This is a genomic window from Pseudomonas sp. GW821-FHT10C09 (assembly GCF_059415465.1).
Genome location: NZ_JBWKNG010000016.1, coordinates 15,105 through 36,294, shown reverse-complemented (window position 1 = coordinate 36,294; position 21,190 = coordinate 15,105). Strand labels below are relative to the sequence as shown.

Genomic DNA, 21,190 nt, shown 5'->3' with positions numbered 1-21,190 from the left:
TATGCTAAATCCCGCATTTGTTTATATTTCCATGTGGTCTTTGGTCCTGCTGCTGTATTTTTTTGGGTTGACCAGTAATCTGGTCGCCCCATCAGTGGTAGGGCTGATGGTTATATTGATGAATATGGTAAGTATTTTTTTACTGTATGTGTTGTTGAAGAACCGGAAAAAATCAGAGCCGGTAAGTCTGGAAAGAGCAGCATTCAATATACGAGTGGTTAGTCGGTTTTTTCGTGTTTTGTTTGCTCTTTGGGTTGTAGGAACCCTTTTTGAAATTTATTACTCGGGTGGCGTTCCACTTTATTGGCGGCTTGTCGGTATCGATAAGCTGTATACAGAATTTGGCGTGCCGTCACTCCATGGCGTGATGAACGCTTGCTATTTGCAAGTACTGTCCATGGCGACTTATCTGTCAATAAGAACCAAGTCAAAATCGCTGGCGTTGTTTATAGCATTGCTGCTGTTTTGGCCTGTGCTCATGTTGGGGCGCGGGATTCTGTTAAGTGGATTGATCCAGATAGTTTGCGTCTCCCTTTTGCTTACCAAGGTTTCTTATAAAAAAATATTAAGTCTGGTTGTGGTGGCACTCTCTGTGGTCGTCGTGTTCGGCTATCTTGGGGATATGCGACAAACATCCAATCCATTTTCGTACCTGGTTTCTGGCAGGTCGGCAGCCGTATTCGATGCTCTACCTAGCGGCTTTCTTTGGTTTTATGTTTACTTAACTGCGGGGTTAAGTAATTTCTTTCATAATATCGATATCGTTACACCGGCTTGGTCGTTTTCGTATTCGATGTCCAACATGTTGCCGTCGATAGTAAGGGATTTTTTTGGATTGGATGCCAGAAACGATCTTTTTACCTTCGTTGATAGAAACTTGAATACTTCAACTATTTATGCTGGCTTCGTGTCGGATGTGGGGGCGATGGGTGGTTTCATCTTCGTTGCCGTTATTCAGTTAGTGTGTTGCTGCATTTATAATGCCTCGCTGAAGGGTAAACCCTGGGGGATATTTGCTTATTCGGTTGCTTTCCAGATTCTGGTTTTTTCAATATTCTATGACATGTTTTTCTTGCTTCCTACCCTGTTTCAGTTGTTCATCTGTTTTTCGCTTTATGTTTTTGCAAATCTGCGACTCATCCATCAGACAAAGGAAGCGGCTCCAGGCGCATAATTCGATCTGTAGGTGGGATACGAGCGTGGCAAAACTGTTTCACTGTCGATTTCTAAAGGTACCATCATGAAAAAAATTCTCATCACCGGCGGCGCAGGATTCATAGGCTCACACCTTGTTCCCAAGTTGCTGAGCACCAACCACGCTGTCAGGATTCTTGATCCTTTGACCGTGCAGGTGCATGGCCAGATCCCCGTTGATCTTGATTGGCTCAGTCAAGACGGTGTTGAATTCATCCGAGGAAGCGTCACGTCCAGAGAAGACTGGATAAAGGCGCTGGACGGTGTCGATGGGATCGTCCATCTTGCCGCCGAGACCGGCACTGGCCAATCGATGTATGAGATCGCCCGTTATAATGAGGTGAATTCGCAAGGCACTGCGCTGATGTTTGACGTGTTGGGTAAATTGCCTAGCCACCAAGTCACGCGAATTGTGCTGTCATCAAGCCGATCGGTTTACGGCGAAGGTGCCTATATCAACCCCGTAACCAACCAGCGAGTCTCACCTCTAGCGCGTTCGGCAGAGGTTCTGAGCCAATCGAAGTGGGAGCCATTGTGTCCTTCGACGGGGGCCCCGTTGCGGTTGGTGCCTACGTCGGAGTCAGATCTGATTGCGCCGTCTTCATTTTATGCTGCTACTAAATATGCGCAGGAAGATCTTGTTCGTATTGGCTGTCAGTCGATGGGCATTGATTTCACGATTTTCCGTTTGCAGAACGTGTATGGCGAGCGTCAGTCGCTCAATAACCCCTATACCGGTATATTGTCCATTTTTTCCACGAAGATCCGCCGTGATAGCGTCCTCCCACTCTTCGAAGACGGGTTGGAAAGTCGCGATTTTGTTCACGTTGACGATGTTACTGATGCATTGCTCGCGGGCTTGCTCGTCGACAAATCGCCAAACACAGTGGTTAACGTGGGCAGCGGTATAGCGACATCTGTCAAGGAGGTTGCTGAGGAGCTGACACGGGCATTCGGTAAAGAACCTAATGTAACGGTCACAGGCCAGTTCCGGGTGGGGGACATTCGGCATAACTACGCAGACGTTACTCGTCTTAAAGATTTGTTGGGCATTTGCCCGAAAGTGTCTTTGAAGGAAGGCTTGAAACGATTTGCTGAGTGGGTGCTTGCGCAGCCTCTACCTGAAGATCAGCTCGAAAGAGCAAATCAAGAGTTACGTGCCCGAAAGTTAATGAATTAAGGAATATGTCTATGGAGCAGCACGACGCCGGGATGAGAGCTTTACTGCGAGCGGATTTGGAGCGACAGAGAGTTTTGTTCAATGCGCCTCCCGTCGCATCAAAATTGAAACTGCTCTTGAGTATGTTTTCGCCACGATTCGCCCCCGTGCTGCTTTACCGACTTGCTTTCCAATCCAATACCAAGGGCCTTAGAGTCCTGGCGCGCTTTTTTTCATTGCTGAATTTCACTGTATTCGGCATTGAGATCGCAGTCGTGTGCAAGATTGGCCCCGGCTTGTTTTTCCCTCATACCCAAGGAACAGTGATCGGCGCGGTGAGCATTGGCAGCAATGCAATCATCTATCAAGGAGTGACGCTAGGCGCCAGAGATCTGGATTTTACCTACGATAGCGATCACAGGCCCGTCGTCGGGGACAACGTTGTTATTGGCGCGGGAGCAAAAATACTGGGAGGGCTGGTGTTGGGCAACAACGTAACCGTCGGTGCTAATTCGGTGCTGCTGATGAGTGTCCCATCCGATGTCATTGTGGCCGGAATGCCCGCAAAAATTGTTAAAGAACGGACGATGTTGTCGTGAATGATCTGCTTGAAAACAAGAAAGTGTTATACGTTGCTCCGGTCTTCTTTGGTTATGAGAATGAAATCAAAGGGGAATTGGAGCGCCAGGGGGCGCAGGTCACGTTTCTTTTAGATCGTCCATTTAATTCCCCGTTTCTTAAGGCGCTCACTCGTGTGCGACGTGAATGGGTGATCGGCGCTGCGGATCGTTATTACAAAAAAGAACTCGCTTCGATTAATGCTGAATTTGATTATGTATTTGTAGTGAACGGCCAGACTCTTTCTAAACCAACTCTCAGCGGATGGCGCCAACAGTTTCCTTCTGCAAAATTTATTCTTTACATGTGGGATTCATTTTCCAATCGGCAGCAAACGGTAGAGAATCTCGAGTTTTTTGATAGTGTGTTTTCTTTCGATAAAAATGACGCTCAAGAATTTGGCGTACATTTTCGACCTCTTTTCTTTTCCAAGGGGTTTGAGACGACTGAACAAGTCACTCCTGAATTTGATATAAGCTTTATTGGGACGGCCCATACCGATCGATTTTCTATCGTTCAGAAAATCGATCGGCAGTTAGGTGGTTCTGTAAAAAAATACTGGTATCTCTTTTTGCAAGCGAATTGGGTCTACTGGTTTTATCGACTCACCAATACTTCGTTTCGTCGTGCCAAACGCGCCGACTTTCAATTTGACTCGATTTCCAAAGCTGAAGTCCAGCGCGTATTTAATCGGTCTAAGGTTGTGCTTGATATTGAGCATCCTCATCAGACCGGGCTTACCATGCGAACATTAGAAACATTAGGTGCGCGTAAGAAATTGGTGACAACCAATTCCAGCGTCAAATCATATGATTTTTATAATGAAGAGAATATCTACGTTATTGAGCGCGCCGAGCCAAGTATTCCAATGGCTTTTTTTGAAAAGCCTTACAAACCAGTTGAGCCGCAGATCTACCGCAAATATAGTCTGGTTGGCTGGGTCGAAGAGATTATCAATTTGGTGAACTCAAAATGAAGATACTGGTAACTGGGGCTAGCGGATTTATAGGCCGGGCTTTATGTCTGGATCTCCAGGCCAACGGATTTTCAGTTCGCGCAGCGATGCGGCAGACGTCTTCGGCGGGCGCCGAGTATGAGTGCTGTTATGGTGCGTTGGATGACGAAAACTTTCTCCTCAAAGCGCTGGACGGGGTGGATGTCGTCATTCATCTGGCAGGGCGAGCACATCAGTTTGGTCAAGCGTCCAACAACTTGGAAGCCATGCTCGATGTGAACAAGAGACTCACGCTCGAGCTCGCTTCATCCGCGGCGAAGGCTGGGGTCAAGCGATTTGTGTTTGTCAGTTCTATCGGTGTGAATGGCGTCGAAACCGGCTCAACCCCTGTGGACGAGCTTTCAGAAGTCAATCCGGTAAAAGATTATGCGGTATCCAAGTATCAAGCTGAACTTGGGCTCGTCGAGCGTTACATAACGATTGACAGCACGATGGAGCTGGTCATAGTGCGCCCGCCGTTGGTGTATGCAGGGAACGCACCTGGCAATTTTCAGCGATTGTTAAAACTTGTCGATCTAGGTGTGCCGCTGCCGTTCGCCGGGGTCAACAATAAGAGAAGTATGATTTCTCTGAATAATCTTACTGACTTTTTAAGGACCTGTGCAGTTCATCCCGGTGCCCGCGGGCAGTTGTTCCTGGTTTCGGACGGAGAGGATCTGTCGCTGCCTGAGATAATCCAGGGGCTCGCTTCGGGAATGGGACATAAATCGCGGCTGTTTTATTTTCCCGTTTCAGTAATGTCCGCGCTTAGCAAGATGTTGGGTAAGAGTGCGCTTATGACGCAGTTGTGCGGTTCATTTGTATTGAACTCGACTAAAGCACGAGTCTGTTTGAATTGGACACCGCCATTTTCGTCTCGTGAGGAACTTGTTAAAGCGGCTCATGATTACAAAATGTCCAGTGAGGCACGTAGTTTAAAATCGGCGAAGTCCGAGTAGGGAGCAGTCTTCATGTTGTGGTTATTCTTGCTGGTCATTGCAATATTTTCTTTCGGGCTGACGTGGGTTCTTCGTCGGTACGCGTTGTCTCGTAGCTTAATTGACGTTCCTAATGCCCGCAGTTCCCACACGATCCCCACTCCAAGAGGCGGCGGTGTGGCGATTGTGCTGTGCTTTATTGCAGCTGTCGTGGTCATGAATGTGTTGAAAATGATGTCTTTCAACGATTCTCTGGCATTGCTCGGCGCGGGTGCGGCGGTAGCGATCCTTGGCTTTTTGGATGACCATGGGCATATCGCTGCCAGATGGCGTCTATTGGGGCATTTTTTGGCGGCGTTTTGGGCCCTGTACTGGATCGGCGGACTTGCGCCCATTTCTGTCTTCGGAGTGTCGATTGAATGGGGAATATTCGGTTACGTCGTAGCAGCCATGTTTCTTGTCTGGATGCTGAATCTCTATAACTTTATGGACGGTATCGACGGAATTGCCAGCGTTGAGGCCGTTACGGTTTGCGTTGGGGCCGCAGTCTTATATGAGGTGCAGGGCGGCATCTCCATCGTGGGGCCGTTATTGCTCGCTTGTTCCGTGCTAGGTTTCCTTTGCTGGAATTTTCCTCCTGCAAAGATTTTTATGGGTGATGCCGGTAGCGGTTTTCTTGGCGTTACCCTAGGCATACTCGCTCTGCAGTCGGCATGGATATCGACGAATTTATTCATGGGGTGGTTGATTCTCCTGGGGGTATTCATCGTCGACGCCACCGTTACGTTGATCCGTCGGTTGGTAAGAGGTGACAAGGTATACGAAGCTCATCGTAGCCATGCCTACCAGTTTGCTTCTCGCCAATACAAAAGGCATCTACCGGTAACGTTGGTGACAGGTGCGCTTAACATTGCATGGTTGTTTCCAATTGCCTGGCTGGTCGTCGAAGGCAAACTGGAAGGACTGATAGGACTGCTCATTGCGTATATACCTTTGATGCTTCTGGCATTAAAATTTCGCGCCGGGGATTTGGAAGGTCGCTGATCCTCGAAGCCTACGACAGTGCTGACTGATTGCCATCGACCCTGACCACCCTCAGGCGTGAGTGGGTTGATATACCAAGCGGTTGCACTGTCCATTGGCACCTCAAAGGCACGAAAAATAGTGTTAGTGTAGGCCTTATATCTCGTCCCTTTTCAGGGCTTTCGTCATTTTTAGGGGCGTGTGTTTTGCTGACCTTGGTCATTCCCGTTTATCGCAACGAAGGTTCGATTCCGCAGTTACTCTCGGCAGTTGACCAACTTAACGAGCGTTTAAAAAACGATCTGGAGGTTGTTTTCGTCGTAGATGGCAGTCCGGATAACTGTTACGAGCTTTTAAGGCACGATCTGCCCAACAGAGCTTTTCGTTCCCAGCTGATCCTCTTGTCGCGAAATTTCGGCTCGTTCATGGCAATCCGCACCGGCTTCCAGTTCGGCTCGGGTCAACGATTTGCTGTAATGGCAGCGGATCTCCAAGAACCACCCGAACTGGTACTGGAGATGAATTCGCGCCTGATGGCACAGGACGTGGACGTTGTTGTGGGCGTTCGAGAAGGGCGAGACGATCCGTTACTCAGCCGGATGGCTTCAACGATTTTCTGGGGACTGTATCGTCGCTACGTTGTGCCTGAAATACCGCTAGGTGGCGTAGACATGTTCGCCTGCAATAAGCCTTTTCGCGATACATTGCTGACGCTTGAGGAGCGGCACAGTTCGCTCATAGCGCAAATTTTCTGGCTGGGATTTCGACGGACCACGGTAAAGTACACGCGCCAAAAACGAGAGCATGGCGTGTCTGCCTGGACGTTGCGCAAAAAAATAAACTACATGATGGACAGCGTATTTGCATTTACGGATTTGCCAATTCGCCTGTTGACACGCGTAGGCGCCGCCGGGTCAATGTTGGCATTGTTGTTTGGCCTGGTTGTTGTTTTGGCGAAACTGGAAGGTAACATCACGGTGCCTGGTTACGCCGTCACCATGCTGATGATCACATTGCTGGGTAGCTTGAACCTGATGGGTTTGGGGGTTGTCGGGTCATACGCGTGGCGTACATACGAAAATACGAAAAACAGGCCACTGGCGATCCCCATGCGAGTTGATAAATTTGGAAAAGCACATGAGTGACTTGGATATACAGCAAACTACGGTGGCGGGTGTAACGCTACATAAATTACCCGAGGTCAATGATCCCAGGGGTAGTTTGTCGGTGGGTGAATTTGGTCGTACTGTGCCCTTCATGGTTTCGCGGTATTTTCTTGTTTACGGCGTTCCTGAGGATGGCGTGCGCGGTGATCATGCTCATTTTCGATGCCATCAATTTCTCATTGCCGCAAAAGGCACCATCCATGTTACTGCCGATGATGGGGTAAACAAGGAGGAGTTCATATTGGATAAAGCCAATATGGGGGTTCATATCCCACCCATGACATGGGGTAGTCAATATAATTATTCTTCGGATGCGGTGCTGTTAGTGCTGGCTTCTGATTATTACGATAACGAAGATTATGTGACAAGTTATGAGGAGTTCCTGGCGCACGTAAAGTTACGTGTGGAAGGTGGTGGTGCATAAAATAATTATGGGCTCAGGCGCGTTCGGACGGTTTTTGTTATCCGGTGGTGTTAATACGCTAGTCACGTATTTGCTATATCTGTTGCTGTTGGTTTTCTTTTCTTATCAGATTAGTTATACGATTTCTTATTGTCTAGGTGTGGTGTTGGCGTATTGCCTGAACAGGGTGGTGGTTTTTAGAAGTCATCGTGGTTTACGATCACTCCTGCTATTCCCACTTGTGTATGTTGTCCAATATTTGTTGACGAGTGGTGTTTTGTGGGGGCTGGTTGTAGTGCTGGGTGTGGACGAGCGCTTGGCTTTGCTTGTAGCTATCGCATTGATGGTTCCTGTTAACTTTCTACTGTCGAGAAAGATTTTTACTCGAAAGATTTAAATTGTCTGGAGCGATAACGTGAACAGGGTTTCTACAATATGCGGATTGGCTGTTGCGGCTTTGCTTCTACTGGCCCATCTGGTGGTTGGCTTTGTGCCAGTCGGCGATGGTGCGGGATGGGACGGTTCAGTTTATGTTCAATATATCCAAACCTTGGGCCAGGGAAACCCTATTCTGAATGACCCTTACCGGTCTGTTCGTATGTCGGGATTCCTGCCGGTAATATTTGCATCCGCTTTGGGCGCGTCCAAGGCAGGGCTGATCTGGACTCAGCTTTTTCTTAATGTAGTCATGCTGTCGGTAGGCGCTGCATTGCTTCATGACACCATGTTAAGGCTCAACGTTAAAAAATCCGTTGCCACAATATCCATAGCGATATTGACCTGCAGTTGGGTGTTTTTGTGCATGCCGATGTTCTATCCGATCCTGAGCGACAACGTCGCGTTAGCCATGGTCTGCATCTGCTTGTGGTGCTGGGTTCGTTCATATCATTGGGCGGTGTACGCTTTTTGTGCATATTTTACTTGGCTAATGCCTGGGTTGTTTCTGATTCCCTTGATACTGGCCACGTTCCCCTATGAATGTCCTCAGAAGCCAGAAAGCGGCCTTTCAAGGTCTAAGTTATCACTGTGGTTATTTACAGCAGTTGCTTTGCCGGCATCTGTTGCAATGCTGCTTATGATTTACAAGGTGCCGCTATCAGCCGTGGTTGCGCATGCTGCCAGCGCGAGCGGCAAAACCGCCAGCCTGGACATGATATTTTTGTCGGTCGCGGCGATGCTGGTTTCGCTGTTGTTGATTGTTTGGCTGGGTATAAGGTTGTTACTGGATCCCGTTACGTGGCGCGCGATAAGCTTTAGCGGTCTTCTTGCCGCAGGTTTGTCCTTTGTTGCGTCCGCAATATTGATCAAGACTTGTTTTGATTGGAGTGGTGATTTCACTGGTCCGCCGCTACTCGATTACCTGTTTTATCAGTCGCTCGCGGCTCCATTTAAACCGTTCGTTGCCCACTTCATCGGTTTCGGACCGATTATATTACTTGCCATATTTGCTTGCCTGGCTTGGGGGTTTGGATACAGACACTCGATCCCCAAGGCATTGGTCGTTGTCTGCTTTGCTTTCTTGCCGTTGCTGGCTTACGGGTCTGAAACTCGGCAGTGGGTCGGTGTACTGCCAATCGCGGTCCTTATTTTTGCCGTTTCAGACTTTGCCTGGTTGACACGAGTATGGTGCCTGGTTATTTCGGCCGTAGTCTTGGCGCCGTCCTTGTGGATCAAGGGCTACGTTGGAATGGCTGCGACAGCCGGATTGAGTTTTCAGAGCTACCAGTGGCAATTTTATTTCGGTCGACAAGGGCCATGGATGTCCATGACCGTGTATCAAATCGGCTTGATCCTGGCGCTGGGTTTTATCGCTGTGGCGGTATTGTTGCAAAAGCGGGCGAAGGGGCAGGTTGCAGTGTCTGTTCCTCCACTCAAATAAACCCTTGGCGGCGATGCGCGACTATTCTGCGCATTGCCGCCGAGCGTTGTGTTACTCGTGGGATTTCAGGATTCTTGCGGGGTTGCCTACGACGGTCACGTTGGCAGGTACAGATCGAGTGACCACGGCACCAGCACCGATCATCGCATTTTCTCCAATGGTGATGCCCGGGAGGATAGTGCAGTTGGCGCCTAAGGACGCCCCCTTGCCGATCACGGTTCTATCGAAACTGTCAGGATAGACTTTGCTTCTTGGGAATCTATCATTGGTAAAGGTCGCGTTAGGGCCGATGAATACGTCATCCGCGATGGAAATCCCGTCCCAGATTTGCACGCCACATTTAATCGTTACCCGGTCACCAATGACGACGTCGTTCTCGATGAAAACGTGATCGCATACGTTGCAATCCTGACCAATTTTCGCCTGCGGCAACACATGTGTAAAAGCCCAGATTCGAGAGCCTTTGCCTATGTTGGTGGATTCGCACAAGGCGTGGGAGTGGACGAAATAGTCTTTGGGCTCACTCATGTTTCGTTCGATCCATACAAGGTTTAGCGGCATAGTTTCCTAGAAATCATGCAGCGCTTCCAATGTTTTTCCAGCGTTGCAAACTCGCACGTTGTAAACGCCGTGAGCGATTCGCTCTATCCTTCAGGATCCACAACCTCGTGCAGAGGCGTCTACGCTCATGACGTTGACTCTTGGCGCGGAACCTGACCTTGCGACGCCTGTCGAAGATTCCAGGCAGCGAAAGCCCGTTATCGCTCAAGTGTTGTCCGATGGGCCAAATAAATGCGGTCAGCGGCGTCCGCAATAGCAGTTTTTTTCTGTTACGGCGATGGCTACCTACGTACAATGAACGTCAATGAGTTCAGGCAAGGGAGTAGGGGACATTGGGACATGGCTATATGGATAAGCTGAGGATGTTTTTGTTGGGACTTCCGCGCCGGCAGAAGCGGTTGATCCAAGTGTTCACGGACGTCATTCTCGTTTGGATTGCGCTGTGGATGGCATTCGTCGTGCGGTTGGGGGTTGATGAGATGATCAATCCCTTCAAAATTCATATCTGGTTGTTCGTCTGTGCTCCACTTGTCGCGATTCCCTTATTCATTCGATTCGGCATGTACCGCGCCGTAATGCGATATTTTGGTAACGACGCGCTTGTTGCCATTATCAAAGCTGTCAGCCTTTCATCGCTGATCCTGGCTTTGGTGGTCTATTGGTATAGCAACCACGAAGCGGTTGTTCCTCGCTCCATCATTTTCAATTACTGGTGGTTGAGCCTTGTAATCATTGGTGGCCTGCGCCTGTGTATGCGTCAGTATTTCATGGGCGACTGGTTCACGGCTGTTCAACACGTGCCTTTCACCAACCGTGATGACGGGTTGACCAAGGTTGCCATCTACGGTGCCGGAGTCGCTGGTAATCAGCTGGTTGCAGCATTGCGCATGGGGCGTGTCATGCGGCCGGTCGCGTTCATCGACGACGACTCAAGCATCGCCGATCGTTCCATATCCGGCTTGCACGTCTACAAACCCAAACACATCCAGCAGATGATCGATGTGACCGGTGCCCAGGAAATCCTTCTGGCACTGCCATCCTCTACCCGGGCTCGTCGCCGGGAAATTCTGAATGTGCTGGAAAGGTTTCCGCTTCACGTTCGCAGCGTGCCCAACTTTACTGATTTGGCCAGCGGCCGTGTGAAGGTCGAGGATATCCGGGAAGTTGACATTGCCGACTTGCTCGGGCGCGACTCCGTACCTGCGCAACCCGAGTTGCTGGAACGTTGTATTCGGGGCAAAACGGTGATGGTGACGGGCGCTGGCGGCTCGATCGGGTCAGAGCTGTGTCGGCAAATATTTGCTCTGGAGCCTACAACGCTCATTTTGTTTGAGCACAGTGAGTTCAATCTCTACAGCATTCTGTCCGAACTTGAGCAGCGTAGCTGTCGCGAGTCCGCAGCTGTTCAGCTGTTGCCGATTCTCGGATCTATCCGTCATAAGGATAAACTCCTGGATGTGATGAAGACCTGGCGTGTCGATACGGTTTATCACGCGGCCGCTTACAAGCACGTGCCTATGGTCGAGCACAACATTGCTGAGGGTGTGCTGAACAACGTAATCGGGACGCTTAACACGGCTCAGGCGGCATTGCAGACGGGTGTAGCCAACTTTGTGTTGATCTCTACCGACAAGGCAGTCCGCCCTACCAATGTGATGGGCAGCACCAAGCGTCTCGCCGAATTGACACTTCAAGCGCTCAGCCGTGAGATTGCCCCCGTGTTGTTCGGCGACAAAGCGAACGTCTCTCGCGTTAACAAAACCCGTTTTACGATGGTTCGTTTTGGCAACGTGCTGGGCTCTTCAGGTTCAGTAATTCCGCTTTTCCACAGCCAGATCAAATCGGGCGGCCCACTAACGGTCACCCACCCGAAGATCACCCGCTATTTCATGACCATTCCGGAAGCGGCGCAATTGGTTATCCAGGCGGGTTCCATGGGACAGGGTGGCGATGTGTTCGTTCTGGATATGGGCGAGCCGGTAAAAATCGTCGAATTGGCGGAGAAAATGATTCACTTGTCCGGCTTGAGCATTCGTTCAGACAAGAACCCGCACGGTGACATTTCCATCGAGTTCTCTGGATTGCGTCCAGGAGAAAAGCTCTATGAGGAGTTGCTGATCGGAGACAACGTATCGGCTACCCAGCACCCGATGATCATGAGCGCAAACGAAGATCACCTTGGGTGGGATGTTCTGAAGGGGCGTTTGACTGAGTTACTGGTCGCTGTTGATCTGGACGACTACTCACGCGTCCGCCAACTTCTGCGCGAAACAGTCAGCGGTTACAGCCCCGATGGCGAAATCGTCGACTGGATCTACCAACAACGACGCCTTGAGCCCTGATTGTTTCACATCCTGCAATAGACACATTTTTGACAAGCTCCCACCATCGCCTAAGTTTGGAGAGCAGCTTCGGAAAAGCTGCTTTCTCAAACGATGTTATGGAGCTTCATCTATGCGTACTGGCTATTTCTACTCCTTGGTTTTTGCCCTGCTCACCAGCGTTTCTGTTGCCACAATTGCTGCGCCTGCGGCGAAACCCGAAGTGGGCAATGCACCTGTGGTGCTGGAAGTTTCCCCTAAGGCACAGTCCGGCAAAGTCGATCTCAATCAAGCCGATGCACCAACATTGCAGCGTGAGCTGTCCGGTATCGGTGAGGCCAAAGCCAAGGCGATTGTTGCTTATCGTGAGAGTAATGGGTCATTTTCGTCGGTAGACGAACTGCTGGAAGTAAAAGGGATAGGCAAAGCGATTCTGGACAAAAACCGCGAAAAACTTCAGGTGAACTAAGCTTGTAACTCAACGCCAGGGGCCGGTCATTGACCGGCCTTTTTGCATTCTGGCAATAGAGGTGTGAGACGCCTTTCATCGGCTGATAAAAAATTATGGCTGTCATATGCATCTAATATTATGCCTATAATTCATTCGCGTGCCGCTGAAGCGTGCCGCTGTTCAGACGCTCACTTTCTCAAATATTTACTTGGAGCACAGTCATGACTTCCACCCAGTCCCAAGGTACGGCCCTTGTCACCGGCGCCTCTTCCGGTATCGGTGCGATTTACGCCGAGCGGTTGGCGGCGCGTGGTTTTGATTTGTTATTGGTCGCCCGTGATCAAGAGCGACTGGAAGCGGCAGCAAGCAAGTTGCGCACCGAGCACGGCGTTCAGGTGGAAGTGCTCAAGGCAGACCTGACACAAAAGGATGATGTGCTGAAGATCGAACAACGACTTCGCAGCGATTCGAGTATTAGCCTGCTGCTGAACAACGCTGGCGTCGCGTCGGATGGTCTCCTCGCGAATGCCGACATGGATTATCTGGAAAAGCTGATCCAACTGAACGTCACTACAGTCACACGCCTGGCATCGGCGGCAGCTGCCAGTTTCGCCAAGGCGGGACGGGGTTCAATTATCAATATCGCGTCGGTGGTGGCCTTGTTTCCCGAGCGCTTCAATGCGACCTACAGCGCCAGTAAAGCGTATGTGTTAAGCCTGACCCAATCCTTGAATGCCGAACTGGATGGCACCGGGGTCAAGGTCCAGGCCGTGTTGCCGGGTGTCACGCGCACCGAGATCTGGGAACGCTCCGGCATCGACGCCAGCCAGATTCCGGCGGAGATGGTCATGGAAGCCGGGGAAATGGTTGATGCGGCGTTATCCGGCCTGGACCAGGGTGAACTGATCACCATTCCATCGTTGCCGAACGCCTCGGACTGGGACGACTTTGTAAAGGCCCGCCTGGTCATGGCGCCGAATCTTTCCAAAAGTACCGCCGCCGCGCGTTACAAATGAAACACCTTCAATCGTATTGAGGTAATTACGGCATGAGTGATCGTCGAGTAGTTGTCACCGGCATGGGCCTGGTGTCTCCATTGGGTAGCGGTGTAGAGGCTGTCTGGGAGCGTCTGCTGGCCGGGCGTTCAGGGCTGCGGAATTTGCCGGACGAGGTGGTCGCCTATTTGCCGGCAAAGGTGGGCGGTGTGGTGCCGACTGCCGAGGAGGATGCCGAGGCGGGGTTTGACCCGAATCGGGCGACGCCACCCAAAGAGCAGAAGAAAATGGACCGTTTCATTCTGTTTGCCATGGAAGCCGCGCGGCAGGCGTTGGAGCAGGCGGGTTGGCAGGCGCTGGACGCGCAAGCCCAGGAACGTACCGCAACCATCATCGGTTCAGGGGTCGGCGGATTCGGCGCGATTGCCGACGCGGTGCGCACCACCGACAGCCGTGGCCCACGGCGATTGTCGCCGTTTACCATTCCTTCGTTCCTGGTCAACCTCGCTGCGGGTCATGTGTCGATCCAGCACGGTTTCAAAGGCCCGTTGGGCGCTCCGGTGACGGCGTGTGCGGCGGGGGTTCAAGCAATTGGTGATGCGGCGCGGCTGATTCGTTGTGGCGAAGCGGACATTGCCGTGTGCGGCGGCGCGGAGGCGTCGATCGATCGGGTCAGTCTTGCCGGGTTCGCGGCGGCGCGTGCCTTGTCCAGCGGTTTCAACGAAACCCCGGAGCGTGCTTCCCGGCCGTTCGACAGTGATCGTGACGGCTTTGTGATGGGTGAGGGCGCGGGCCTGCTGGTGATTGAATCCCTGGAGCATGCCTTGGCGCGCGGGGCTCAACCGCTGGCCGAGTTGGTTGGCTACGGCACCAGCGCCGATGCCTACCATCTCACTGCGGGCCCTGAAGATGGCAATGGTGCGCGCCGGGCGATGTCGCTGGCATTGGCGCAGGCCGGTGTTTCAGCGGCGCAGGTGCAACATCTCAATGCGCACGCCACGTCGACGCCGGTGGGCGACCTCGGCGAGTTGGCGGCGATCAAGTCGTTGTTCGGTTCGGACAACAAGGTGGCAGTGACGTCGACCAAATCGGCGACCGGGCATTTGCTCGGGGCCGCTGGCGGGATAGAGGCGATCTTCACGCTGTTGGCGATTCGCGATCAGATCGTGCCGGCCACCTTGAATTTCGATAACCCGGACCCGGCGGCGCAAGGGGTGGACATCGTCCACGGTCAGGCGCGCCCAATGGCTATTGAGTACGCGTTGTCCAACGGCTTTGGGTTTGGCGGGGTCAATGCCAGCGTGCTGTTCAAGCGCTGGCAGGGTTAACCCTGGGGTGGTTTAAGAAACGTGCGGGTCACGTCGAGAATCCGCTGAGCCAGTTCCGGGCTCTCGACACTGCGTGATAGCAACAAAGCGCCGACCAGAGCGGACATGATGAAGACGCTCTGGTCAGCGGCATCTTCGCCCTCAAGGGTGTTTTCTATTTGTTGGAGTCGTGAGTTCAGCACCACGTCTGATGTCGAGCTTGGCTGCCCGCGCAAGCCGAGTTCCGAGGACATGGTCGGTAACGGGCATCCTTCATGCGGCGAAGTCTGGTGCCATTCAGACAAATAGGCGTCGATGAATGCCTCCAGCGGGCGATCCTGAGCAAACAGCTCGGCACAGACGGCGTCGCACTGATCGCCAGCCGCTTGCAACGCCTTTTCAACCAGTTCGTCCTTGGACTTGAAGTGCGAGTAAAAGCCACCGTGGGTCAACCCCAGCGCTTTCATCAGTGGTTGCAGGCCAGTTGCATCAATTCCGTCGCGGCGGAATCGCGCTGACGCTTCCTTGATAATGCGCTGGTGGGTCTGGGCTTTATGGTCCTGCGAGTAACGCATCTGAAATCTCCGCAACAATGCGCCATCTTAACCAATGAAAATGGGATGGTGACTGTACTTCTACTTCTAAAAAGCATGCAGATGCGTCCAACTTCATCCTAAACACGACGTGATCTGGCACGGATAGTGATTACTCATTAGTCGGAGATTGTTGAACAATCATAAGGCGAAGCGCATGAGTAACGGACAGTCCCTGGCCGACCACATCACACTGGAACTGCGTGCCGACATCATTGGCGGCCGATTGGTGCCCGGCATGGCATTGGTGGAAAACGATCTGGTGTCTGCCTATAACGCTTCCCGCAACACGATCCGCGAGGCCTTGCACCGCTTGGGTCAGGAAGGGTTGACCGTGTATGTCCGCAACAAAGGTGTGAGCGTACGCCGGCTAGGCGTCGTGGACGTGCGGGACCTGTTCAAGGTTCGACGCACCCTTGAGTTGCAGGCCATTAACGCCAGTCAGCCGCTGCGCGACGATCAGTCCGAACGGATGCTGCAGGCCCTGGAAGCCACCGAGCTGGCCAGGGAGCGCGAGGACTGGCGTGCCGTCGGCACTCACAGCCTGGCCTTTCATCAGCACATTGTCGGGTTGCTGCGCAGTCCGTTGTTTGATGAGTTCTTCACCAACGTTGTCGCGCAATTGCGCCTGGTGTTCTCCACCGCTCCCGATGAATCACGTTTTCAGGCGCCATGGCTGGCGCGTGACCGGCAGATCCATGCCTTGCTGGCCGAGGGTGACACTCGCGCAGCAGCGGATGCCATGAGCCTTTACCTGGATGATTCGGAACACCTCCTGTTACAGATATGTACCCCTTCTTCCCATCACTGATCGAGGATTCGTGCCATGTACAAAGACTATCCGGCGGCTTATCAAGTCAGCAAAGGCTCGGCGTTGCAGGTGGATACAGCCTTCTACGAACGGATTCGTGATGCGAAGGACGGCCGTACGCTGATCGAGCAGTTCGAAGTACCGATCCGCACCGGCCGCGCCTGGAACGTGCCGGCCGGGCATGTGTTTCGCGTCACCACACCGGTCGGGCCGCAAGTGGGGGATTTCAACGTCTGGAATGCCCATGACCCACGGGAACGCTTGTGGGCGGCACGTACCCGTCAATTGCAGGGCGCCCACGTCAGCACCCACGACCGGCTCTGGTCGAACCTGCCCTTTCTACGGCCGCTGGTGACCATTACCGACGACAGCCTGGCGAGTTATGGCATCGACGAACATGGCGGTCGCTTGCACGATTTACTCGGCACCCGTTGCGATCCCTATGTGAACAAAATGCTCACCGGCGAGGATTTTCATCATCACTGCCACTCCAACCTGACTCGTGCGGTGTTGCCCCATGGCCTGACCGAGTTCGACGTGCATGACGTGCTGAACATTTTTCAGTGCACCGGCCTCAACCACGACGACTTGTACTTCATGAAAGCCTGTCCGGCGCAGAAGGGCGATTACCTGGAGTTCTTTGCCGAAATCGATTTGCTGTGTGCGCTCTCGACCTGTCCCGGCGGTGATCTGTCGTTGGCCATGTGGGGGCCGGATGCGCAGGATCCGCTGACGGTATGTCGGCCGCTGGGCGTGGAGATTTATCGGTTGGAGGAGTCGTTGCTGGAAGGCTGGAGCCAGCCGGAGCGTGCGGCCTACAAAGGGCTGCATGGCTTGCACATTGCCAAGGCCGATTGGGAAAAGTAGACACGCAAAACCCTGTCATTCACTGAGAATGACAGGGTTTTCGGGTTAGCGGTCCTGTGCTTCCTTGGCATCCATTTCCGCATTGCGTTCAGCGACGCGTTTACGTTGCTCTTCGGTCAGGTCCACCTTGGTGGCGGTGTCGCGCAACATCATCAAGCCACCAACGATCGAGCCGATTGCAACGACCAGAATCAACCAGGCATACCAGGGCATAGGGCTCTCCTTGAGGGCAGGCCGATTGGCGGAGGTCGCCAATCGATCGTGCATACCACTTTGAGCGATGGATTTTCGCAGTGGTTCCATTCTATGCCTGATAAGCCAACCGCACCTGAACCGTTTACAGCCCGGTCAGCATCGCGTCCGCCGGCGCATCTGCGCGCAACTGCGCGGTCAGCAGGAAATACACGAAACCTGCCGCCATGAAGCCGAGGAAGATCAGCCCGATCAACATGTTGAACCAGGCCATCGCCACCAGGCACACCACCGCCAGTACCAGCGCAATCATCGGCACCAGCGGATAACACGGCGCACGGAACGTACGCTCCAGATTCGGTTCGGTTTTGCGCAGTTTGAACAGACTGAGCATGCTCATGATGTACATCACGATCGCACCGAATACGGCCATAGTGATCATCGCCGCGGTCAGCGTCATGCCGCCGAGGTTGATCAGGCCATCGCTGTAAATCGCCGCGATGCCGATTACGCCGCCAGCGATGATTGCCCGGTGTGGCGTCTGGAAGCGCGACAACTTGGCCAGGGAGGTTGGCAGGTAACCGGCCCGGGCCAAGGCGAAGAACTGCCGCGAGTAGCCGAGAATGATCCCGTGGAAACTCGCCACCAGCCCGAACAGGCCGATCCACACCAGCATGTGCAACCAGCCGGAGCTCTCGCCAACCACGGTTTTCATCGCTTGCGGCAACGGATCGTTGATGTTCGACAGGGTGCGCCAGTCGCCGACGCCGCCGGCGAAGAACATCACGCCCATGGCCAGCAACACCAGGGTCAGGATGCCGCTGATGTAAGCCTTTGGAATCGTGCGTTTCGGGTCCTTGGCTTCTTCGGCGGCCATGGCGGCGCCTTCGATGGCGAGGAAGAACCAGATCGCGAACGGAATCGCCGCAAACATCCCGGCAATCGCCGGAGCACCGAACACGTCGCTACCGGCCCAGCCATTCAGCGCGAAGTTGCTGAAGCTGAAGGCCGGCGCAACCACGCCCATGAACACCAGCAGTTCAGCCACGGCCAGTACGCAGACGACCAGCTCAAACGTGGCCGCGAGTTTTACCCCGAGGATGTTGAGGCCCATGAACACGATGTACGCACCGACTGCCGCGTGTTTCGGGTCGAGCGCCGGAAACTGCACGTTCAAGTAAGCACCGATCGCCAGGGCAATCGCGGGCGGCGCGAAGACGAACTCGATCAGCGTCGCCAATCCTGCGATCAATCCGCCTTTTTCGCCAAAGGCGCGGCGACTGTAGGCAAAGGGGCCACCGGCATGGGGAATCGCCGTGGTCAGCTCGGTGAAGCTGAAGATGAAACAGGTGTACATCGTCGCGACCATGAACGAGGTCACCAGAAAGCCCAATGTACCCGCGACGCCCCAGCCGTAGCTCCAGCCGAAATACTCACCGGAAATCACCAGCCCGACGGCAATGCCCCACAGGTGCAACGTGCCCAGCGTGGGTTTGAGTTGTGTGTTCATGCGGTTGCTCCCTGAACGGTTTGGAATGCTCGGGGGAGGGTGTTTGCAGTGGGCGTGCCAGTGTTGTGATAGCAGTCGTAAAGGGTAAAAAGGTGTCGTATCGGGGATGTTCGCGGCTGGATGTGCGCATTTTTGTGCGCCAGTTCAGAGCGTTGTGGCCTGTAATGCCGCCTTCGCGAGCAGGCTCGCTCCCACAAGGGCATGCGATTGCCCTGACTACACCGATCCCCTGTGGGAGCGAGCATGCTCGCGATGAGGCCCGCCAAAACACAGCTGTAACGCCCGCATAAACCCACTCTTTACGCTTTCTTTATGCCCCGCCCGCACCCTCGGTCTCGTTCCTTTACAGCCTCCCTGCCGACAATGACTCCACACGCGGCAATACGCCGTAACACGGAGAACTTCCATGAGCGTTCTGGACGGAGTGTCACTGCTACTGGCAGTGGGGCTGTTCATTTATCTGTTGGTTGCGCTGTTGCGCGCGGACCGGAACTAGGAGCGGCTATGCACAGTTATGACTATTGGCTGATCCTCGCGTTTTTCGCGGTGGTATTGGTCCCGGCGCCGTTTCTCGGGCGCTTCTACTACAAGGTAATGGAAGGTCAGCGCACGTGGCTGACGCCGATTCTCGGGCCGGTGGAACGCGGCTGTTATCGCGTGGCCGGCGTTGATCCCCAGGCCGAACAGAGCTGGCAGAAATACACTCTGGCCTTGCTCGCCTTCAACCTCGCGGGCTTCTTGCTGTTGTTCGCGATCCTGTTGTTCCAGGATCACCTGCCGCTGAACCCGCAAAACCTGCCGGGCCAGGAATGGACGCTGGCGTTCAACACCGCCGTCAGCTTCATGACCAACACCAACTGGCAGGCCTACAGCGGCGAGGCGTCGTTGAGCTACCTGAGCCAGATGGTCGGTCTCACCGTGCAAAACTTCGTCAGCGCCGCCACCGGTCTCGCGGTATTGGTTGCGCTGTGTCGCGGTATCGGTCGCAAGTCGACGAAGACCCTCGGCAACTTCTGGGTCGACATGACCCGCGCCACCCTCTACGGTCTGCTGCCGCTGTGCCTGCTGCTGGCGCTGTACCTGGTCTGGCAGGGCGTGCCACAAACGTTCGCCCAGTACGTGAATGCCGTGACGATGCAAGGCGTCGATCAAGTGATCCCGCTCGGCCCGGCCGCCAGCCAGATTGCGATCAAGCAACTGGGCACCAACGGTGGTGGCTTCTTCGGCGTCAACTCGGCGCACCCGTTCGAGAACCCGACGGCATGGAGCAACCTGTTCGAGATGGCCTCGATCATCCTGATCCCCGTTGCCCTGGTGTTCACCTTCGGCCATTACGTCAAAGACCTGCGTCAGAGCCGCGCGATCATCGCCTGCATGCTGGCGCTGTTTCTGATCGGCGGCGCGACGTCGCTGTGGGCTGAATACCAACCGAACCCGACCCTGAACAACGTCGCCGTCGAACAGACCGCGCCGCTGGAAGGCAAGGAAGCGCGTTTCGGCACCACCGCCACCGTGCTGTGGTCGGTGACCACTACCGCGGCGTCCAACGGCTCGGTCAACGCCATGCATGACAGCCTCAACCCGCTGACCGGCATGGTCGCGCTGGTCAACATGATGGTCGGCGAAGTGATCTTCGGCGGTGTCGGCGCTGGCCTCTACGGCATGTTGCTCAACGTGCTGATTGCGGTGTTCCTCGCCGGCCTGATGATCGGCCGCACCCCGGAATACCTCGGCAAGAAACTGCAAGCCCGGGAAGTGCAACTGCTGGTGGTGACCTTGCTGGTGATGCCGGTCGGCGTGCTGGTGCTCGGCGCGATTGCCGCCAGCCTGCCGGGTCCGGTCGCGGCGGTGAGTAACCCTGGCGCCCACGGTTTCAGTCAGTTGCTCTATGCCTACACCTCGGCCAGTGCCAACAACGGTTCGGCGTTCGGCGGCTTCGGCGCCAACACCGCGTTCCACAACCTGATGCTCGGTCTTGGCATGTTGATCGGTCGCTTCGGTTACATCCTCCCGGTACTGGCATTGGCCGGCAGCCTGGCGATGAAGAAAACCGCACCGATCGGCCAGAACAGCTTCCCGACCCATGGCCCGCTGTTTGTGACTTTGCTGACCGTGACCATTTTGCTCGTGGGTGGTTTGACCTTCCTGCCAACCCTGGCGCTGGGTCCAATCGCTGAACACTTGAGCATGGGCTTCTAAGGAGTCAAT

At 53.8% G+C, this 21,190-nt stretch carries 22 protein-coding genes; 18 read left to right on the top strand and 4 right to left on the bottom strand.

Annotated elements, in window-relative coordinates:
• Position 1: 1 nt before the first annotated feature.
• The 10 genes from AC07N8_RS17830 (at position 2) to AC07N8_RS17785 (ending at position 9,374) form a co-directional block, all read left to right on the top strand.
• Complete coding sequence (locus AC07N8_RS17830; protein ID WP_493145162.1) at positions 2–1,174, top strand: O-antigen polymerase; 1,173 nt, start codon at positions 2–4, stop codon at positions 1,172–1,174.
• A gap of 66 nt (positions 1,175–1,240) precedes the next feature.
• Entirely contained in the window at positions 1,241–2,374 is a 1,134-nt protein-coding gene (locus tag AC07N8_RS17825; RefSeq protein ID WP_493145160.1) for an NAD-dependent epimerase/dehydratase family protein, read from the top strand.
• Positions 2,375–2,385: 11 nt separating this feature from the next.
• Complete coding sequence (locus AC07N8_RS17820) at positions 2,386–2,952, top strand: serine O-acetyltransferase (protein WP_493145158.1); 567 nt, start codon at positions 2,386–2,388, stop codon at positions 2,950–2,952.
• Entirely contained in the window at positions 2,949–3,947 is a 999-nt protein-coding gene (locus AC07N8_RS17815) for a WaaS/CpsH family glycosyltransferase (RefSeq protein ID WP_493145156.1), read from the top strand. Before AC07N8_RS17820 ends, AC07N8_RS17815 begins: the two co-directional genes overlap by 4 nt.
• Positions 3,944–4,924, top strand: coding sequence for an NAD-dependent epimerase/dehydratase family protein (locus tag AC07N8_RS17810; RefSeq protein WP_493145154.1), 981 nt, complete (start codon positions 3,944–3,946; stop codon positions 4,922–4,924). Before AC07N8_RS17815 ends, AC07N8_RS17810 begins: the two co-directional genes overlap by 4 nt.
• 12 nt (positions 4,925–4,936) lie before the next feature.
• Complete coding sequence (locus AC07N8_RS17805; protein WP_493145152.1) at positions 4,937–5,947, top strand: MraY family glycosyltransferase; 1,011 nt, start codon at positions 4,937–4,939, stop codon at positions 5,945–5,947.
• Positions 5,948–6,132: 185 nt separating this feature from the next.
• Positions 6,133–7,071 carry a glycosyltransferase family 2 protein gene (locus AC07N8_RS17800; RefSeq protein ID WP_493145150.1) on the top strand — a complete coding sequence of 313 codons (939 nt, stop codon included), beginning with the start codon at positions 6,133–6,135 and terminating at the stop codon, positions 7,069–7,071.
• Positions 7,064–7,516, top strand: a complete 453-nt coding sequence (locus tag AC07N8_RS17795) for a sugar 3,4-ketoisomerase (RefSeq protein WP_493145149.1) — start codon at positions 7,064–7,066, stop codon at positions 7,514–7,516. Before AC07N8_RS17800 ends, AC07N8_RS17795 begins: the two co-directional genes overlap by 8 nt.
• Positions 7,517–7,523: 7 nt before the next feature.
• Entirely contained in the window at positions 7,524–7,892 is a 369-nt protein-coding gene (locus AC07N8_RS17790) for a GtrA family protein (RefSeq protein WP_493145290.1), read from the top strand.
• A gap of 18 nt (positions 7,893–7,910) precedes the next feature.
• Positions 7,911–9,374, top strand: a complete 1,464-nt coding sequence (locus AC07N8_RS17785) for a hypothetical protein (RefSeq protein WP_493145147.1) — start codon at positions 7,911–7,913, stop codon at positions 9,372–9,374.
• A 51-nt stretch (positions 9,375–9,425) separates the two neighbouring features.
• On the opposite strand, the gene AC07N8_RS17780 is transcribed toward AC07N8_RS17785, so the two are convergent.
• Positions 9,426–9,902 (bottom strand): acyltransferase, encoded by a 477-nt coding sequence (locus tag AC07N8_RS17780; protein WP_493145145.1) that lies wholly within the window; start codon positions 9,900–9,902, stop codon positions 9,426–9,428.
• Between the two features lie 380 nt (positions 9,903–10,282).
• On the opposite strand from AC07N8_RS17780, the gene AC07N8_RS17775 reads away from it, so the two are divergent.
• From AC07N8_RS17775 to fabF, 4 genes are all read left to right on the top strand, one after another.
• Positions 10,283–12,277 (top strand): polysaccharide biosynthesis protein, encoded by a 1,995-nt coding sequence (locus AC07N8_RS17775; protein ID WP_493145143.1) that lies wholly within the window; start codon positions 10,283–10,285, stop codon positions 12,275–12,277.
• A 112-nt stretch (positions 12,278–12,389) separates the two neighbouring features.
• Entirely contained in the window at positions 12,390–12,725 is a 336-nt protein-coding gene (locus AC07N8_RS17770; RefSeq protein ID WP_493145141.1) for a ComEA family DNA-binding protein, read from the top strand.
• Positions 12,726–12,928: 203 nt separating this feature from the next.
• Entirely contained in the window at positions 12,929–13,723 is a 795-nt protein-coding gene (locus AC07N8_RS17765; protein WP_493145140.1) for an SDR family NAD(P)-dependent oxidoreductase, read from the top strand.
• A gap of 32 nt (positions 13,724–13,755) precedes the next feature.
• The gene (gene fabF / locus AC07N8_RS17760) at positions 13,756–15,030 is read left to right on the top strand and encodes a beta-ketoacyl-ACP synthase II (protein WP_493145138.1); all 1,275 of its coding nucleotides are present in this window, start codon (positions 13,756–13,758) and stop codon (positions 15,028–15,030) included.
• Here fabF and AC07N8_RS17755 read toward each other — a convergent pair.
• A complete protein-coding gene (locus AC07N8_RS17755) occupies positions 15,027–15,584 on the bottom strand; it encodes a TetR/AcrR family transcriptional regulator (protein WP_483841282.1) in 558 nt (185 codons plus the stop codon). The genes fabF and AC07N8_RS17755 overlap by 4 nt on opposite strands.
• A gap of 175 nt (positions 15,585–15,759) precedes the next feature.
• On the opposite strand from AC07N8_RS17755, the gene AC07N8_RS17750 reads away from it, so the two are divergent.
• A complete protein-coding gene (locus AC07N8_RS17750; RefSeq protein WP_483841281.1) occupies positions 15,760–16,413 on the top strand; it encodes a GntR family transcriptional regulator in 654 nt (217 codons plus the stop codon).
• A gap of 15 nt (positions 16,414–16,428) precedes the next feature.
• Positions 16,429–17,280 carry an urea carboxylase-associated family protein gene (locus AC07N8_RS17745; protein WP_493145136.1) on the top strand — a complete coding sequence of 284 codons (852 nt, stop codon included), beginning with the start codon at positions 16,429–16,431 and terminating at the stop codon, positions 17,278–17,280.
• A 45-nt stretch (positions 17,281–17,325) separates the two neighbouring features.
• Here AC07N8_RS17745 and AC07N8_RS17740 read toward each other — a convergent pair whose 3' ends face one another.
• Together AC07N8_RS17740 and eat are read right to left on the bottom strand one after the other, a co-directional pair.
• Entirely contained in the window at positions 17,326–17,493 is a 168-nt protein-coding gene (locus AC07N8_RS17740) for a DUF2897 family protein (RefSeq protein WP_081744012.1), read from the bottom strand.
• A 124-nt stretch (positions 17,494–17,617) separates the two neighbouring features.
• Positions 17,618–18,982: an ethanolamine permease gene (gene eat / locus AC07N8_RS17735; protein ID WP_483841279.1), complete on the bottom strand. Its 1,365-nt coding sequence runs from the start codon at positions 18,980–18,982 to the stop codon at positions 17,618–17,620.
• Positions 18,983–19,388: 406 nt separating this feature from the next.
• Between eat and kdpF the strand changes: the two genes are divergently transcribed.
• Together kdpF and kdpA are read left to right on the top strand one after the other, a co-directional pair.
• On the top strand, positions 19,389–19,478 hold the full coding sequence (gene kdpF / locus AC07N8_RS17730; protein WP_007899818.1) for a K(+)-transporting ATPase subunit F: 90 nt from the start codon (positions 19,389–19,391) through the stop codon (positions 19,476–19,478).
• An 8-nt stretch (positions 19,479–19,486) separates the two neighbouring features.
• Positions 19,487–21,181 (top strand): potassium-transporting ATPase subunit KdpA, encoded by a 1,695-nt coding sequence (gene kdpA, locus AC07N8_RS17725; protein WP_483841278.1) that lies wholly within the window; start codon positions 19,487–19,489, stop codon positions 21,179–21,181.
• Positions 21,182–21,190: the final 9 nt, after the last annotated feature.

What these genes read in the sequence shown, in the direction of transcription:
- AC07N8_RS17830 (WP_493145162.1), top strand. Translation starts at nt 2, where the DNA reads ATGCTAAATCCCGCATTTGTTTATATTTCCATGTGGTCTTTGGTCCTG.
- AC07N8_RS17825 (WP_493145160.1), top strand. Translation starts at nt 1,241, where the DNA reads ATGAAAAAAATTCTCATCACCGGCGGCGCAGGATTCATAGGCTCACAC.
- AC07N8_RS17820 (WP_493145158.1), top strand. Translation starts at nt 2,386, where the DNA reads ATGGAGCAGCACGACGCCGGGATGAGAGCTTTACTGCGAGCGGATTTG.
- AC07N8_RS17810 (WP_493145154.1), top strand. Translation starts at nt 3,944, where the DNA reads ATGAAGATACTGGTAACTGGGGCTAGCGGATTTATAGGCCGGGCTTTA.
- AC07N8_RS17805 (WP_493145152.1), top strand. Translation starts at nt 4,937, where the DNA reads ATGTTGTGGTTATTCTTGCTGGTCATTGCAATATTTTCTTTCGGGCTG.
- AC07N8_RS17795 (WP_493145149.1), top strand. Translation starts at nt 7,064, where the DNA reads ATGAGTGACTTGGATATACAGCAAACTACGGTGGCGGGTGTAACGCTA.
- AC07N8_RS17790 (WP_493145290.1), top strand. Translation starts at nt 7,524, where the DNA reads ATGGGCTCAGGCGCGTTCGGACGGTTTTTGTTATCCGGTGGTGTTAAT.
- AC07N8_RS17780 (WP_493145145.1), bottom strand. Translation starts at nt 9,902, where the DNA reads ATGAGTGAGCCCAAAGACTATTTCGTCCACTCCCACGCCTTGTGCGAA.
- AC07N8_RS17775 (WP_493145143.1), top strand. Translation starts at nt 10,283, where the DNA reads ATGGATAAGCTGAGGATGTTTTTGTTGGGACTTCCGCGCCGGCAGAAG.
- AC07N8_RS17770 (WP_493145141.1), top strand. Translation starts at nt 12,390, where the DNA reads ATGCGTACTGGCTATTTCTACTCCTTGGTTTTTGCCCTGCTCACCAGC.
- AC07N8_RS17765 (WP_493145140.1), top strand. Translation starts at nt 12,929, where the DNA reads ATGACTTCCACCCAGTCCCAAGGTACGGCCCTTGTCACCGGCGCCTCT.
- fabF (WP_493145138.1), top strand. Translation starts at nt 13,756, where the DNA reads ATGAGTGATCGTCGAGTAGTTGTCACCGGCATGGGCCTGGTGTCTCCA.
- AC07N8_RS17755 (WP_483841282.1), bottom strand. Translation starts at nt 15,584, where the DNA reads ATGCGTTACTCGCAGGACCATAAAGCCCAGACCCACCAGCGCATTATC.
- AC07N8_RS17750 (WP_483841281.1), top strand. Translation starts at nt 15,760, where the DNA reads ATGAGTAACGGACAGTCCCTGGCCGACCACATCACACTGGAACTGCGT.
- AC07N8_RS17745 (WP_493145136.1), top strand. Translation starts at nt 16,429, where the DNA reads ATGTACAAAGACTATCCGGCGGCTTATCAAGTCAGCAAAGGCTCGGCG.
- AC07N8_RS17740 (WP_081744012.1), bottom strand. Translation starts at nt 17,493, where the DNA reads ATGCCCTGGTATGCCTGGTTGATTCTGGTCGTTGCAATCGGCTCGATC.
- eat (WP_483841279.1), bottom strand. Translation starts at nt 18,982, where the DNA reads ATGAACACACAACTCAAACCCACGCTGGGCACGTTGCACCTGTGGGGC.
- kdpF (WP_007899818.1), top strand. Translation starts at nt 19,389, where the DNA reads ATGAGCGTTCTGGACGGAGTGTCACTGCTACTGGCAGTGGGGCTGTTC.
- kdpA (WP_483841278.1), top strand. Translation starts at nt 19,487, where the DNA reads ATGCACAGTTATGACTATTGGCTGATCCTCGCGTTTTTCGCGGTGGTA.